Here is a 14,702-nt window from a genome sequence, read left to right on the forward strand (position 1 = left end):
ATTTCCTGTGACCAATAATTAGCTCCTCCACATGCCTCCATAGCTACCAATGAACTTTTATCGAGATTGCTTAAATAGGCTATTAACTCATCTCTTGTAACTTTTTGGTAACCTATTTTTTTGCCATTTTGATCGACTTGCACCAAGTGCATACTATTTTTTGCTAAATCTATTCCTATTATAGTATTTTTTATGCTATTATTTATCATGGTATGGATCTATTAATTAAATTATTATTTAATTTGGAGCAGCTGAAAACTATTTTTCAGCTGACTCCGTACAAGTAAAGCATATTTCGCTTCACTCGTCCATACCATCATTCCCGCGTAGGCGGGAATCTAGACCCCTCTACCTACGCAGGGGTGACACAAAAATGGATTGCTGCGTCGCCGCTTTTAGCGGCTCATCGCAATGACGTTATCTGTCATTGCGAGACCACATAGTGGTCGTGGCAATCCATTTGGATTGTTTCAATGCTACTAAAGTAGCTTCTCACAATGACGCCAAACTATTTTCTATATGACTTTCAAATACCATGCGTAAGGTGAGTTACTATTTGCATTATTCTGTATAAACAATAAGTAGTCTATTATTTATTATGTAACGATGTAAAAATGTTTTTTGCAAGGGTTTGGCTTATACCATTGACTTTAGATAATTCATCAATAGTGGCATCACATATTGCTTTATATGAGCCAAAATAATGTAACAAGGCTTTCTTTCGGGTGACACCAATTGAACTTATGTCATCTAGACTAGAAACTTTAATAGCTTTGGAACGGCGTAGCCTATGGTTTTTTATAGCAAAATTATGTGCTTCATCCCGCAAAATTTGTAAATATTTCATGACCGGAAGACTCTTATCGATTGTAAAAGCCTCTTTATTAGGCATATGAAATTGTTCACATCCAGCATTTCTGTCAGGTCCTTTTGACATACAAACAACTGGAATTTTAAGATCAAATTCTTTCATTATTTTTTGTACTACAGATAGATGCCCCTTGCCTCCATCGATAATCATTAAAGTTTTATAGTCAATTGATGAGAAGTTGGTACTTGTCTGCTCATTTGGTAGATGTTCTTTTTTTAATCTAGTAAATCTTCTTGTTAAGACGATTCTTAACATCTCATAATCATCACCTTGGGAATTCCCTTGGGGAATAGATATATTAAAAATTCTATATTCTTTTTTATCGAAACCTGATTGGTTAGCAACAATCATGCTACCTACGGCAAATGTTCCCATAATGTGACTATTATCATAAACTTCAATTCTATCTGGTATGGTAGGCAGATCGAATAATTGTTGTATTTGTTGAAAGATAATTTGATTTTTAGCAAATTGTTTTAAATGCTGATTAAGTGATAACTGGGCATTAAACTCAGCATTTTCTAATAATCTTATACTCGAATGCTTTGAAGAATTGGCTCCGCAAAACTTCGGGGGATTGGCGTACTTACATACTTCATCTACGCTCCGCTCGCTCATCCCTTGTTTATTGTCCCCATTCTCCAGATCATTCGAGTATAGTCTGATGTTAAATTTGCTATTCCCACTCAATTGTCTAATAGCCTTGGTTACTAATTCTAGATCAATGATAGGATGGTTTATAATTATCTCATTCGGAATTTGAGCATTTTGATAAAATTGATTTATAAATTGTGTCAATATTTCTGATTTACTACCGCCCTCCGTATGAAACGGAAAGTACGCTATATTCCCATAAGATTGACCAAATCTATATACAAATAGCTGAATACAATAATAATTATTCTTTTCAACGATAGCTATAACATCAGCGTTTTTAATAGAATTACTAGATAAAGTTGATTTTAGTTGGATATAACTTAGCGCTTTTATTCGGTCTCGTATTTCGGCAGCTTCTTCAAAACGTAATTGTATACTTAATTCTTCCATTTTGTGAGATAAAGTTTTTTGTAATTCTTTAGTTTTACCATTTAAGAAATTCTTTACTTGGCATACTAGTTCACTATAATTTTCTTTACTAATTTTTTCAACACATGGGGCAGAACATCGACCAATTTGATACTGCAAACAAGGGCGTTTGCGATTGTTAAAATAATTATCACTACAAGACCGTAATTTAAAAATTTTCTGTAATTCTTTTAAGGTAGTATCGACTTGCTCTGAGGAAACAAATGGACCAAAAAACTCGCCACCAGATAAGTTCTTTCCTCTATATTTAATTAATTGTGGGTAATCAACATCTAAGCGTAATTTAATATAAGGAAAAGACTTATCATCCTTAAGTAATACATTAAACTTAGGTTGAAATTTTTTAATTAACTGGGCTTCGAGCAATAAAGCTTCAACCTCAGAATTAGTAACATTATACTCTAAATAATGCGTTAGAGAGATCATTAATATTGTTTTATTATCAAGATCAGTTTTAATATAGTTAGTAAGACGTTTTTTTAGATTCTTAGCTTTGCCTACATAGATAACTTGCCGATCAGCTTTCAGCATTTTATAAACTCCAGGCAGGCTAGGTGCATTCTCGAGGTGATATCTTATTAAATCACTGCCTATAAGTTTAGAATTTTGTAACATAACCGAGCCTTTTTCTAAGTAATCCTATGCAAAAAACTAACAAACTACACATAGTACCAATAAAGACACCCTTTAGTCGAAAATTACTAGCAAAAAAATATGTCCAAATGCAGAAAGAGGAGGCTCCACTTAATCCGCATAGAATCATCATTCTTTGTGTTATAGTGATGTTGAAAAAGGCAAATATTAGAGGAACTAATATTATTGGTCCCCAAGACCCGGTGATAAACACTACTAGATCAATTACATTATCAAATTTTAAAGCGATGATTATGGCAAAACTTCCGATTACAACATTAGCAATTCTAGTAATTAGCAATAATTTCTTTTGATTCTGTATTTTAAAAATAGGAGTCAACAAGTCTTTCACTAGAGCTATTGAGGTAACATTTAAATCAGAATCAGCAGTAGACATGACTGATGCAAGTAAGCCAATTATCACAAAGCCTTGTAACCCTGAAGGAACTATTTGATCAATTAGGTGTGGCAATGCTAAATTAGAAGAGTAGTCGGGGTAAAGATTATAGGCGATTAACCCATTTAAGGTTATAAATATTAAAAATATAGCATATATACTTGATTTTATATATATAGCATTACTAGTCTTTTTGGCATTATTGTTAATTAAAGCTCTTTGAATAAAAATAGGATATAAGTTCATTACATAAAATCCTAGCATAGCGGTTATCGTATTAATAAATAGCTCACTGGCAAAATTATTATGATGAATAAAATATACTTTTTCAATAGGTAATTGGTTGATAAAATCACTAATACCAATTTTGTTAAGACCACATATTGCAATAATTGGCAAAGCAATTATCATCGCGAAGAATTGTAGTAAATTAGTAAACATAATTGATTGTAACCCACCAATAGTTGTGTAGATAATAACAATCCCATAACTTAATAGAGTTCCTTCTAAGTAGTTAATTTTTAAAATATATTGAAAAATATATCCACTAACACTAATTTGGGCAGCAACAAAGCCTATAGATACCATAATAGTTGTGATGCCAGCAATAAAACGTCCTGTTTCTCCATAATATTTTGCCATTATATCGCCAACACTTTCTGCTCCATAATGTTTAGTTATTTGGGGTACAAGATAAATAGCTATTAGTATATCGACTGGCAGAGAGAGTATCAGTCCATAACTATACGATAAATCACCAGAAAAAGCTTTTTCTGCAATACCCAAAGTAGTAGCTCCGCCAACCGATGAAGTAAAAATAGTTGCAACTAATAATATCCTGCTATTTTTAATCTTGTCTTGAACGGTAGCATAATTGGCAAAACCTCTAAGTCTAGATCTATAGTAGATACCAATAACAAGTATCGATATCAAATATAGTAATACAATAATATTATCAATGGTCATTACTAATTATTTTTTGTTGAATTGAAACTCAAACATACTTCGTATAACCTGAATTAGTGTCGAATAAGTACCCATCATGCTGTCATTGCGAGGAGGCATAAGCCTCCGAAGCAATCCATTTCTACTCGTTTTCTGGATTGCTTCGTTGCTACTAAAGTAGCTCCTCGCAATGACTCTGAGGTTAAATACTAATCAGATTTATAACGTTACCAACTTCTCATCAATTGACTATAACAGATATTTTTGCTCCACTAATAGCTGTATTCATTATTTTTGTGATATTGCTTATTTTTATCCCGAATTGAGGTTAGATTATGAGAAATGATAAATACTACAAGATCGTTTATTATCTTCGAGTATTTGTAGATGAATTTTAGTTATAGGTGGCGGTAATATTTCTTCAATTATTTCTGGCCATTCAATTAGACAAATATTGCCCTGCAAGGCTTCTTCTATACCTAGTTCATAAATTTCTTCTAAATAATTTAAACGGTAGAGATCAAAATGATAAATCATAAATTTTGAAGTCTTGTAGATTTGTAGCAAATTAAAAGTAGGGCTGCTGATATTAATATCAGATTCACAAAAATGCTTTATAATCTCTCGACAGATAAATGTTTTTCCACAACCTAAATCACCTGAAAAAGTTATAATTTTATTAGACTCTAAATTTTTAGCGATAGTTTGTGCAAACGATATAGAGTCTTGTTCGTTATTTAAAATAACCGACTCTTTTTGAAACTTCATTAAGCCTTCAAATTTTGATGTTTAATTCACAAGTAAGTATAGTCTAACATATTAATCCTATAAATCAAATATTAACAGTGTTTATTCTAATTCCTCGATTCTGTTGAATTCAACTAACTATTTAATTAATGATTTGGGAATTACCCGATTTTCTAAAGGACCAGTTGGTTTAGCTGGTTCTAATAATTTCGGAGTTAAAATAAATTTAGTCTTTTGTTCAATAGGTGAAAGGGTAACATGAAAATTATGCGGTTGTTGAATTACAGCATATTTATCCCATTCCGGATAAGCTCTATCTAAATTTCCTTTAGATTCATTAGGACCATAAATTTCAATCTCACCAAATTGATATTTTTTCAGTGGAAATAATTCATTCACATAAAAGAAATCATTAGGAAATCTATCTAATGCTCTAAAATTACTATATAAAAACTTTTCATCTTTTTGCCGGAAGATAAAAATATCTATACAAACCTTAGAACATATCGTGTAAAAACTTTGATGACGAACTTTATAACCTAACTCTGTGAAATCCGTTAATATATCTTGTAATCTGATTTCATCAGCATGCATTATGCCAATATCTAAGTCATCATCAAAAGGTATAATACCTTGGTGTCTTACTGCTCCAAGAAGCGTGCCGCCCTCAATCCAATAATTTATGTTATGCTTAGTCAATATTTCATGGGTATCTTTCATCAATTGATATAAGTTTAAGGCTGTATCTGCACTAATTGTATATTTCTGTACTTGTTGGTCGGTAGGAGTTACATACCTCCATTGGTGATCATAAAACTCTACATAACCTCGATATAAACCATAGATAATTATAATTATCCCAACTACTTTAAAGAAAAATTTATTAGTTTTTTTATTTTTTTTGTGCATACAGGTTTCTTATATTTGTTTTTAGTAGACTTGTCATATATTTTATACTATTAATTGAATTAGTTAGAAATTAATACAATTAATAGCGATGAAAATAAAACCAGTAATTATGGCTGGTGGTCTAGGAACAAGATTATGGCCATTATCGAGACAAATGCAACCTAAACAATTCATCAGAATATTTGATAATTTTAGTTTAATCCAAAAAACTTTGATTACTAATAAAACTTTAGGTAAACCAACTTTAATAATTGCTAAGGATTATGAATCAATAGCACAGGAGCAACTTAGAGAGCTAAATATAGAAGCAGATTTAATAATAGAGCCTGTGGCTAAAAATACAGCATCATGTGCGATTATATCAGCTATTCAAGCAAAGAATAATGGCTATGATACGATTATATTGCTGCCTTCTGACCATTATATACACAATGTTAATAACTACTTAGATACTATTAATAAATCTTTGAATTATTTGGCAAAATTTGGTATTTGTACTATTGGCATTAGACCTAGTTTTGCAAATAGCGAATATGGTTATATTAAAATAAAGAAGTTATTAGCAGATAGAATTTATAAAACTGAACAATTTGTAGAAAAGCCTACTATTCAACAGGCACAAAATTATTTAGAAGAAAATGACAAATATAAAAATAGCAAATATTTTTGGAATTCAGGAATTTTTATTTTTAATATAGATTTTATTTTAGAGCAGGCTAAATTATGGCAAAAGGAACTATTTAAACATGCATATAAAGCATATTATTCTGCAACTAAAATTGTGGTAATATAACTCTTGCTTTAGAACCATATCTACATATTACACCAATTTCTTTAGACTATGCTATAATCGAAAATATTAGGCAAATGATTATGATAGAAGCCAATTTTAGTTGGAATGATATTGGTAATTGGCATTCTTTATGGCAAATGCAAGAGAAAGACACAACCAATAATTACTGTGAAGGTGATGTGATCAACATTGATAGTACCAATTCATATATTAGCTCTAATAATAAGCTTACTGCGGTAATAGGAATGGATAATATAATAATTATTAATACTAAAGATGCGTTACTGATCGCAAATAAGTCAGAAATCAGAAAAATAAAGCAGCTGGTAATAGAAATGACCGAAATTGGACGAAAAGAAATATTATGAACTTGCGTGAGAATATAAAAAATTATGTCAGCAATTTTCAAGAAGAAAATGAGTATAAACAAAGGATGTTAGACTTTTTAGATAATTGTGAAAATCCTTTTAGTAGAGAGACAAAAGAAGGGCATTTTACTAGCTCAGGATTTTTGCTTAATTCTAGTAAAACAAAATTCTTATTGATGCATCATCGTAAGTTGGGTAAATGGTTGCAGCCAGGAGGGCATTGTGATGGTAATAATAATCTTTTAGCTGTAGCAATTAAAGAGGCTCAAGAAGAATCTGGAATTTTAGATATTGAGCCAGTTTCTAAACAAATTTACGATATAGATGTTCATTTTATTCCTACTATAGTCAATTCAGGAGAATTTGGGGCTAGGAGCGATGGAGCGACGCCTATAAGTAATAGGCGAGCGATGAGCGACGACGTCCCCAACTTCTCATCAATTGACTATAATGCTAAAGAGCAGGAGCATTATCATTATGATGTGAGATTTTTATTAAAAACCGTTTGTAACGATTGTTTTGTAAAAAATGCCGAATCACATGATTTAAGATGGCTAGATTTTGCTGGCAATCACCAAGAACTCCTGCTGGATGATTCAGTAAAAAGGATGATTAAGAAATATATCCAAATAATAAGTTAAGTTAATGGTAGCAAAAAAGTTTTATAGAAATAAAGAAGATTTTAATTGCGAGATGTGTGGTGAATTTATCCAAGGCAATGGTTATACTAATCATTGCTCAATATGTTTCTACAGTAAGCATGTAGATATTAATCCTGGCGATAGGGCATCTGGATGTAATGGGCTAATGCAACCAATTTCTTATAAAATAGACGGTAAAAAAGGTTTGGTCTTGACCCATAAATGCCTTAAATGTCGAGAATATAAAAATAATAAGCTTGCTGATACTGATAATGCGGAAAATTTGCTAAATATCTTTAGTTATAGCCAACTTAGGAAAAGTTGATGCTAGGAACGATGGAGCGACGCCTATTACTTATAACCCAAATTCTGGGTTAGAAAATTCATAAGAACCTTGATATGCAAGGCTTGCATCGTAGTAAAGCATAATAAAATTGATAATTTACTTACCTTACGCATAACTTTGTGGCAATTTAAAAATTACAGAAAAGTCGTCATTGCGAGACCACGTAGTGGTCGTGGCAATCCACATTTATTGGATTGCTTCGTCGCCACTAAAGTGGCTCCTCGCAATGACGATTTTTCAACTATTGTTTTCTTAAACTGACACCTATGTGCAATGATGCCAAGCTATTTTCTATATGCCATACGTAAGATGAATTTATAATTGCTGTTACTCAACCGGCTATCATTAATCTTCAGTAAATACACTATTAAGATGTTTAAAAGCGTCACGGTGAATTTGATAAATATCATCGTCTGTCATTCTATCAGAATTTCTTACTCTATTATCAATCACCAACTTTGCCATATCAATGGTAGACCTGATAATGTTAGGTAAAATACTCATCATTTGTTCTGCATAGAAATCATCCTCTAAATCATGATCATGACCGCACTGACCTTCTTTCATCATATCCATCATTATATTGCCAAACATCGCATCAACCGCCTCTGAATTATTGGTTTTCCGATTAGCAGCAGGTATAATAGGGGTATGAGGTTTTTTCTTTTTTTGCATATTAAACCACTTAATTTATTTTTTAAACATTATTGCAAGTTCTTTTATTATCACAATACGCAGATCCCGCGTTATTTAAAAATAATTCAAGTCTTCCATTATTTGATACATTTTATATCTGAAATTGTCAAAACATTCCTGCTATTGACTTGATATTTTATTATAAGTCCTGCTCAAAATTACTACATAACCCAGTGTACAAAAGGATTATCTGTATTTATAGCCTTACATCTAATCGCCGAGCGATAAATAACAACGTCACCAATTTCTTATCAATTGACTATAACTGTTGATTATTAGAGATCAAACCTTATACCAGCAATCAAGTTATGACCTCTGTAGGTATGGCCTAAAACTACCTTGTTAGGTCCATAAGCATAACCTACCTCTGAAGCCCTCATTTCTTTGTATACTACTTTCCCATAATTTTTCCAGCTATATGCAATCTCAGCCTTTACGCCATTAGTTATATCAGCCGAAACACCGGCAACTATCTGACAAGCAACGTTAGTAGAATTAGCCTTTTCCTCAACATTAAATGTAGTAGAATTAGCTGGGGTTTCTACATCTCCTTTGCCCCATATATATAATGTTTCTTTTGAGGTAGTAACAAAATTCACATTAGTTTTTTCTTTTATGTGAGCTAAACCAATACCACCCCCTACAAAGAACTGAAAAATACCTCCTACTTTAGGAGAATCAACATAACCACTGAACAACAATGACGTAATATTAGCTTTACGAATTGCCGTTCCGTTTACCGTTACTTGTTTTTTAAAAGAATGACTACTAATGGTGAAAAAGTCTTTAGCTTCTGAACCGACTAAAGCATTAAGTGTAAATTCTAGTCTGCCATTTTCCATGCAATAATAACCCATACCAAAAAATACCAGCGGTATTTGATTTACTCTTGAACGTTGCTGTTATAGAGAGATTGCTAGGTTCGTCAGACTTTGTTGTATTTAACTTACTTGCACCACCTTCAAATTTTAGATAAAAGCGATGTTCATTTGGATTTGCTTTCATTACATCTGCAGGCTGATTTTCATCGGCAAATGATGCGACAGAAGTCAAAAGAGCTGTACTGGTAGCGATAATTAACAATAATTTTTTCATATATTTGCTCCTAATTATAAGTAAAAGAAATTTAACAGACTTTCAATTAAACTCTAACAGATTTTCAATTTTTATGCAATATTTAATTGCAAATTAAATATATTTTGTTTTTGTCAAAGACTGAAAAAGCACAAAAAAAAGAGGGCTAAAAAGCCCCCTTTTTTTGTAGAATAAAAATAATGAATCAATAAACTATTTATTAGAGATCAAATCTTATACCAGCCATCAAGTTGTGACTTCTAATGGTGGCTTTAGGCGTCTTGTCCTTATCCTTGCTCTTATCATCTTTGTCCTTTTTTATTTCGCCTGTTTCTCCATAATCTCTCCAGCTATAGCTAAGATCTAGGTTCATGTTATCAGCCAAATTAAAAGAAACACCAGCAGTTAGTTGATAAGCAAAGTTATTAGCCATATCATAGGATGAAGTATCTTTTTCTCCTTTTACAACCTTTCCATCATAAGTTGTAGTAGAAGTAATCTTTTGTTGCACTTGAGCCATACCAACACCAGCTCCGGCAAAGATTTTACCAATACCTGCAAACTCATACACATCAACATAACCACTAAGCAATAATGATCTTACATTTTCTTTAGCTTGAGATTCTACAGATGTGTCCTTATCGTCGTTTGGATTTTTAAAAGTACGAGAACATTTAAATTCTGGATTGGTTAGGAAGTCAAGGGTTAGTTCTATTCTAACATTATCCATCGCATTATAACCAGCACCAACACCAAAAATACCAGAAATAACGGGTTTAGACTTACCAATACTCTTGTCTTTATCATCCTTAAAATTTAGCATATTCAACCTAGTTGCACCACCTTCAGCTTTAAGATAAAACCCACCTGTTGCAGCAAATGATGTAGCAGAAGTCAAAAGAGCCGTACTGGTAGCGGCAATTAACAATAGTTTTTTCATATATTTCTCCTTAAAATTAATAAACAAGAATCCCTTATAGGCTCTCAAATAAATACCTGTGAAACATAAATTCTTTTCAAATTTCACTTAGGTCACCTAGCTTTAGGTGTATAGCATAATATTTGTCTTCAGCCAACTTAAAAAACTATTATAACATTGGTCAATAATATTATGGCGATAGTTTGTGGTAATAACAACACAATATAAAACCCATATAGCTTTAGCCTTAATTTTCCGATATTTCTTCTTGCAGGGTATCAGCCTGATTATCCTCTAGTTTAAACTCAAGCAGATTAATTGAACCTATATGTATGCCATTATCAGAAAACTCAATATCAAATTTTACCTTTTCATAAGTTGCTACTTCACTATCATCTGTCTTAACCACTTCAGATACAGAAGAATTAGCAACTTTCTCAATTATAGCCTTGATCATTTTTTTAGGTAATAACAAATTATTAGGTATCAACTTATCGATGATATCATGATGATTAGTTAATTCAAAAGATAATTTACCTTTTGGTAAGTTACTCTCAAAAAATTGCAAAAAACCTATTAAAGCTATTTGGGCATTATCATCACAAGAGAAAACTAATCGGTCAATATTTAAATTTTTGATATAATTGATATCTTTACCTTGATCCTTAGAGATATTTATTAGGGTGGCTAAATCAAGCTGAGCTGTTTTGAAATTCAAAAAATCTTCCTCTGCAGCATATGACAAACGTAATTGTAAAGCTATATCTTCGCCATCCTGAGATTTTGCTTTATTGATTAAGAAAACCAAGTCACTAATATTAAAAATTTCCTTATCTTTCTGAATAATTGATAATAATTTATTGTTAACTTGCAAAAGCTTCACGATAGATTTTAGATTATCTCCACTAGACAATCTATATATAGGTTTATTAAATTTAACTAGTGCGGCAATATCTTGCTTCGACTGTACACTATATTCAATTAACTTACCACCAAAATTTTCTTGTTGTTTTATTGTTTGTCCTAAAATCAAGTTAGCTTTTTTAAAACTAAAATCAAATAAAAATGTCATTTTTTCAGCAGATATTTCTTTAGAATTAATATGATCAATAAATTTTATTTTTGGCTCGACTAAACTAATCTGCAAGCGGGAAGGGAAACCAGAAACTTTGACTTGGCTATAAGATATCTTAATATTATCTGTCTCTGAATTATTTATAGTACTTACCACATTACTTTTGATAGTATAAGCAACGGCAAACCATATTATGGTGTAAGTTAAACAAATAAAAAGTAAAATTTTACGTATCACTTTATTATACTCAATTATAAATTAATATTACGGGTAGCAGATGGTAAGCGAACCCTTATACCGTCAAGATCTTCAGTAACAATAATCTGACAACCAAGTCTTGAAGTATGAGTAAGACCAAATGCTAAGTCAAGCATATCTTCTTCTGCCTCGGAAGGACTTTTTAATTTGTGATAAAATTCCTCATCTAAAATAACATGGCAAGTAGCACATGCTAGAGAGCCTTCGCATGCACCTTCAAGATCAATATCGTTTTGATGAGCAATTTCCAAAATAGACAATCCTATAGGGGCGTCCACTATTTTCTCTGTCCCATCTTTATCTACAACAAAAATTACTTTAGGCATTAGTTATCATCCATCTTCAATTCACTTTAGTTTATTTCATTAATATGCTTACCTTTAAGTAAGCCTTCCACCGTGCTATTTAATCTTTCGGCAAGAAAATGCTCTGTTATACTCTCAAAATTTTTGCTACATTCTATAATGTAATCACGATCATTTGAGTCTATTGCTTCTTTTAGAGTTTTAATTGCCATATTAATTTTTTCCATTTCATTTTTTGCAAGAAGATTTGGCATCTCTCTAATAGCATTTTCTATATTATAAAGCAAAGATTTTGTGTTAATAATTGTTTCTTGTAACAATTTCTTATTATGATCACTAGCCGCATTTTGATAAGCATTTTCTAAAATCTCGGTAATCTCACTTTCATTTAAACCATAACTTGGTTTTATTTCAATGTTATGTGAGATATTACTATTTTTTTCTAGAGCTGACACTGACAAAATGCCATCTGCATCAATAGAAAATGTTACTTCTATCCTAACTCCCCCTGCTTTCATTAGTGGCAATTTTAGTTCAAATTTTGCAAGTGACCGACAATCCTCTACCATTTCTCTCTCCCCCTGTACCACATGTAGCTTCATAGAAGTTTGGTTATCCACATAATTGGTAAACTCCTTAGTAACCGATATCGGTATAGGGCTATTACGCAGAATAATTTTTTCAGTAATTCCTCCATTTAGTTCAATACCAAGTGACAAAGGCACTACATCGATTAATAAGGAATTAATATTTGCAGAAGTTAGGCTCTCTGCTTGCAGAGCCGCACCCCATACTACCGCCTTATCTGGGTTAATATCTGAAAAAATAATAGTATTAAATGTTTGCCTTAAACTCTTACTAATTAACGGTATACGAGTTGAACCACCAACCAGGATAATACCTGAAATATCAGGGGTCTTTGCCTGTTCTAGCGTATCTTTAGTAATAGCTATGGTACGTTCTACTAATGGTGTTATTAACCTCTCAAAATTTTCTATATCTAACTCCAACATCTTTTCTTCATATATATAGCTAACCCGATTAGCATTTATCCGTAACAAACTGGTGTCATTGCGAGGAGGGGCGAAGCCCAAACGAGGCAATCCATTTTTGGTTACTTTTATGGATTGCTTCGTCGCTACTAAAGTATCTCCTCGCAATGACGTTTGTAAATTGGGAGCAATACTAGTCGGATTATCTATAATACTACATTTATTTTGTACACTAAGTGTTTCTTTAACTTTTTTTGCTAATTTTATTAATTCGTTAGATGCTACTAATTTATATTTATCACAAAAATACTTCATCACTAAGTGATCAATATCATCACCGCCTAAAATATTATCTCCGCCAGTGGCAATAACCTGAAGTACGCCGGTTTGCATATTGAGAATTGATACATCAAAAGTTCCTCCCCCTAAATCATATACTAAATAACACCCTCTGCTTTCTTTATTGAAACCATACGCATAGGCTGCTGCTGTTGGTTCTGCAATTAACCGTAATACCTCAAATCCAGCAATTTTTGCTGCCAGCATTACTTCTCCTCTAGCAGCATCGTTAAAATGTGCCGGTACAGTTATTACCGCTTTTTTGACTTCTGAGTTTAATCTTTCAGTAGCTTGTTGCCTTAAATAGAGAAAGATTTGGGCGGCAATTTCCGGAACAGTCATCAATTTTCCAGCAAATTGCAGCCGTAATATTTCACTATCTAGGTCAATATAATCTTTCACTAAAGCAAAAAGTGTCGGGTTATTTTGTATATCGGATAGTTTCTTACCGAAGAGCCTTTTTATAGAGCGAAGATTATCGATTATATCATGATTACCCACAATAAAGCTTTCACCATGGAAGGCTATCACTGATGGGATAAGTTCTAAATCTTGATCATTTGTGATAATTTGTACCACTTGTTGATTTGACAAAGCAATTAATGAGTTTGTTGTACCGAAATCAATGCCAACGGCTATGTTCTTATCATTTTCTTTATGCTGGGAAGAGCCAGCCTCACTAATTTCTATTATTTGCATGATTTGATTTTTAGCTGAATATTATTAATTAAGTTTTTAAGATATTTAAATCTTATAGTACTATCAACGGCATCTTGCATATTTTGATTTTGGAATGCAGTAGTTAGAGATTTAGTAAGTTGTTGCTTTTCAAGAATCTTGTTATTTAGCATATGTTCTAACTTTGTTAAGTCTTCAGTAGTTTCAACAAACTCTAATTCACTCCACACAACATTCAATTGTTCCTTTGAAATACCTTGCCTAACCTTTAGGTCATCCAAAACTATATTGTTTAACAAGAGAAGATACTCAGCTCGTGCTAAATCGTCTTTAAGTGTTGAATAAGCCTTATTTAGCTCAATAGAGATAGCCAAATTTTTTTGCTTTTCGGTGTTAGAGTTAGTTCTATCCGGATGATATTTTAACTGCATAGCGAAATATTGACGATCCAGATCAGACAAGTCAATATCATATTTTTTTTCTATGCCTAATAACTCAAAATAATTGTTCATAATCGCTCCTAGCCCTAAATTCTCCTGAATTAATGGTATGGACCTACCCTATATACAGAATGAGAAGCATATGCTAATCTTCTAGGATAGGAAATGAATCCTAAACAACAATAAGGAG

General features: G+C 32.1%; 17 protein-coding genes and 1 pseudogene. 5 read left to right on the plus strand and 13 right to left on the minus strand.

Translation table 11 applies throughout. From position 1 onward, the window contains the following. The 3 genes and pseudogenes from RiCNE_RS02825 to RiCNE_RS02835 form a co-directional block, all read right to left on the minus strand. Window positions 1–209 (minus strand): annotated as a pseudogene (locus RiCNE_RS02825) (IS110 family transposase); the annotation flags it as partial. Between the two features lie 380 nt (window positions 210–589). Then, window positions 590–2,572: an excinuclease ABC subunit UvrC gene (gene uvrC / locus RiCNE_RS02830; protein WP_094649109.1), complete on the minus strand. Its 1,983-nt coding sequence runs from the start codon at window positions 2,570–2,572 to the stop codon at window positions 590–592. Further along, the gene (locus RiCNE_RS02835) at window positions 2,556–3,953 is read right to left on the minus strand and encodes a sodium:solute symporter family protein (protein ID WP_094649110.1); all 1,398 of its coding nucleotides are present in this window, start codon (window positions 3,951–3,953) and stop codon (window positions 2,556–2,558) included. The genes uvrC and RiCNE_RS02835 overlap by 17 nt, the downstream gene beginning before the upstream one ends. A gap of 169 nt (window positions 3,954–4,122) precedes the next feature. Between RiCNE_RS02835 and RiCNE_RS07450 the strand changes: the two genes are divergently transcribed. Further along, the gene (locus tag RiCNE_RS07450; protein WP_157905657.1) at window positions 4,123–4,278 is read left to right on the plus strand and encodes a hypothetical protein; all 156 of its coding nucleotides are present in this window, start codon (window positions 4,123–4,125) and stop codon (window positions 4,276–4,278) included. Here the strand turns inward: RiCNE_RS07450 and tsaE are convergent. Together tsaE and RiCNE_RS02845 are read right to left on the minus strand one after the other, a co-directional pair. Then, window positions 4,266–4,700, minus strand: coding sequence for a tRNA (adenosine(37)-N6)-threonylcarbamoyltransferase complex ATPase subunit type 1 TsaE (tsaE, locus tag RiCNE_RS02840; RefSeq protein WP_094649111.1), 435 nt, complete (start codon window positions 4,698–4,700; stop codon window positions 4,266–4,268). The genes RiCNE_RS07450 and tsaE overlap by 13 nt on opposite strands. A 117-nt stretch (window positions 4,701–4,817) precedes the next feature. Beyond that, entirely contained in the window at window positions 4,818–5,588 is a 771-nt protein-coding gene (locus RiCNE_RS02845) for a LicD family protein (RefSeq protein ID WP_094649112.1), read from the minus strand. Window positions 5,589–5,676: 88 nt separating this feature from the next. Between RiCNE_RS02845 and RiCNE_RS02850 the strand changes: the two genes are divergently transcribed. The 4 genes from RiCNE_RS02850 (at window position 5,677) to RiCNE_RS02860 (ending at window position 7,715) form a co-directional block, all read left to right on the plus strand. After that, window positions 5,677–6,381, plus strand: a complete 705-nt coding sequence (locus RiCNE_RS02850; RefSeq protein ID WP_239832629.1) for a sugar phosphate nucleotidyltransferase — start codon at window positions 5,677–5,679, stop codon at window positions 6,379–6,381. 80 nt (window positions 6,382–6,461) lie between these two features. Further along, window positions 6,462–6,749 carry a hypothetical protein gene (locus RiCNE_RS07980; protein WP_239832631.1) on the plus strand — a complete coding sequence of 96 codons (288 nt, stop codon included), beginning with the start codon at window positions 6,462–6,464 and terminating at the stop codon, window positions 6,747–6,749. After that, on the plus strand, window positions 6,746–7,390 hold the full coding sequence (locus tag RiCNE_RS02855; protein WP_094649113.1) for an NUDIX hydrolase: 645 nt from the start codon (window positions 6,746–6,748) through the stop codon (window positions 7,388–7,390). Before RiCNE_RS07980 ends, RiCNE_RS02855 begins: the two co-directional genes overlap by 4 nt. Window positions 7,391–7,394: 4 nt before the next feature. Then, entirely contained in the window at window positions 7,395–7,715 is a 321-nt protein-coding gene (locus RiCNE_RS02860; RefSeq protein WP_094649114.1) for an RNHCP domain-containing protein, read from the plus strand. 366 nt (window positions 7,716–8,081) lie between these two features. Here the strand turns inward: RiCNE_RS02860 and RiCNE_RS02865 are convergent, their stop codons facing one another. The 8 genes from RiCNE_RS02865 to hscB form a co-directional block, all read right to left on the minus strand. Further along, complete coding sequence (locus tag RiCNE_RS02865) at window positions 8,082–8,411, minus strand: hypothetical protein (RefSeq protein ID WP_094649115.1); 330 nt, start codon at window positions 8,409–8,411, stop codon at window positions 8,082–8,084. Between the two features lie 296 nt (window positions 8,412–8,707). Continuing rightward, entirely contained in the window at window positions 8,708–9,274 is a 567-nt protein-coding gene (locus RiCNE_RS02870; RefSeq protein ID WP_094649116.1) for a hypothetical protein, read from the minus strand. Beyond that, entirely contained in the window at window positions 9,243–9,527 is a 285-nt protein-coding gene (locus RiCNE_RS02875; protein ID WP_094649117.1) for a hypothetical protein, read from the minus strand. The genes RiCNE_RS02870 and RiCNE_RS02875 overlap by 32 nt, the downstream gene beginning before the upstream one ends. A gap of 199 nt (window positions 9,528–9,726) precedes the next feature. After that, window positions 9,727–10,446 (minus strand): outer membrane protein, encoded by a 720-nt coding sequence (locus RiCNE_RS02880; protein ID WP_094649118.1) that lies wholly within the window; start codon window positions 10,444–10,446, stop codon window positions 9,727–9,729. A gap of 226 nt (window positions 10,447–10,672) precedes the next feature. Next, a complete protein-coding gene (locus tag RiCNE_RS02885) occupies window positions 10,673–11,737 on the minus strand; it encodes a hypothetical protein (protein WP_094649119.1) in 1,065 nt (354 codons plus the stop codon). Between the two features lie 14 nt (window positions 11,738–11,751). Next, complete coding sequence (locus RiCNE_RS02890; protein WP_094649120.1) at window positions 11,752–12,084, minus strand: ferredoxin family 2Fe-2S iron-sulfur cluster binding protein; 333 nt, start codon at window positions 12,082–12,084, stop codon at window positions 11,752–11,754. Window positions 12,085–12,110: 26 nt separating this feature from the next. After that, window positions 12,111–14,093: an Hsp70 family protein gene (locus RiCNE_RS02895; RefSeq protein ID WP_094649121.1), complete on the minus strand. Its 1,983-nt coding sequence runs from the start codon at window positions 14,091–14,093 to the stop codon at window positions 12,111–12,113. Continuing rightward, the gene (hscB, locus tag RiCNE_RS02900; RefSeq protein WP_094649122.1) at window positions 14,084–14,584 is read right to left on the minus strand and encodes a Fe-S protein assembly co-chaperone HscB; all 501 of its coding nucleotides are present in this window, start codon (window positions 14,582–14,584) and stop codon (window positions 14,084–14,086) included. The genes RiCNE_RS02895 and hscB overlap by 10 nt, the downstream gene beginning before the upstream one ends. Window positions 14,585–14,702 lie beyond the last annotated feature (118 nt).

Origin of the sequence: Rickettsia endosymbiont of Culicoides newsteadi, assembly GCF_002259525.1 — a bacterium.
Taxonomy (GTDB): Bacteria; Pseudomonadota; Alphaproteobacteria; order Rickettsiales; family Rickettsiaceae; genus Tisiphia.

Excerpts from the sequence above, each read along its gene's own strand:
- RiCNE_RS02865 (WP_094649115.1), bottom strand. The coding sequence starts at position 8,411 with ATGCAAAAAAAGAAAAAACCTCATACCCCTATTATACCTGCTGCTAAT.
- tsaE (WP_094649111.1), bottom strand. The coding sequence starts at position 4,700 with ATGAAGTTTCAAAAAGAGTCGGTTATTTTAAATAACGAACAAGACTCT.
- RiCNE_RS02895 (WP_094649121.1), bottom strand. The coding sequence starts at position 14,093 with ATGCAAATAATAGAAATTAGTGAGGCTGGCTCTTCCCAGCATAAAGAA.
- RiCNE_RS02890 (WP_094649120.1), bottom strand. The coding sequence starts at position 12,084 with ATGCCTAAAGTAATTTTTGTTGTAGATAAAGATGGGACAGAGAAAATA.
- RiCNE_RS02835 (WP_094649110.1), bottom strand. The coding sequence starts at position 3,953 with ATGACCATTGATAATATTATTGTATTACTATATTTGATATCGATACTT.
- RiCNE_RS02850 (WP_239832629.1), top strand. The coding sequence starts at position 5,677 with ATGAAAATAAAACCAGTAATTATGGCTGGTGGTCTAGGAACAAGATTA.
- RiCNE_RS02870 (WP_094649116.1), bottom strand. The coding sequence starts at position 9,274 with ATGGAAAATGGCAGACTAGAATTTACACTTAATGCTTTAGTCGGTTCA.
- hscB (WP_094649122.1), bottom strand. The coding sequence starts at position 14,584 with ATGAACAATTATTTTGAGTTATTAGGCATAGAAAAAAAATATGATATT.
- RiCNE_RS02845 (WP_094649112.1), bottom strand. The coding sequence starts at position 5,588 with ATGCACAAAAAAAATAAAAAAACTAATAAATTTTTCTTTAAAGTAGTT.
- uvrC (WP_094649109.1), bottom strand. The coding sequence starts at position 2,572 with ATGTTACAAAATTCTAAACTTATAGGCAGTGATTTAATAAGATATCAC.
- RiCNE_RS02855 (WP_094649113.1), top strand. The coding sequence starts at position 6,746 with ATGAACTTGCGTGAGAATATAAAAAATTATGTCAGCAATTTTCAAGAA.
- RiCNE_RS07980 (WP_239832631.1), top strand. The coding sequence starts at position 6,462 with ATGATAGAAGCCAATTTTAGTTGGAATGATATTGGTAATTGGCATTCT.
- RiCNE_RS02880 (WP_094649118.1), bottom strand. The coding sequence starts at position 10,446 with ATGAAAAAACTATTGTTAATTGCCGCTACCAGTACGGCTCTTTTGACT.
- RiCNE_RS07450 (WP_157905657.1), top strand. The coding sequence starts at position 4,123 with ATGACTCTGAGGTTAAATACTAATCAGATTTATAACGTTACCAACTTC.
- RiCNE_RS02860 (WP_094649114.1), top strand. The coding sequence starts at position 7,395 with ATGGTAGCAAAAAAGTTTTATAGAAATAAAGAAGATTTTAATTGCGAG.
- RiCNE_RS02875 (WP_094649117.1), bottom strand. The coding sequence starts at position 9,527 with ATGAAAAAATTATTGTTAATTATCGCTACCAGTACAGCTCTTTTGACT.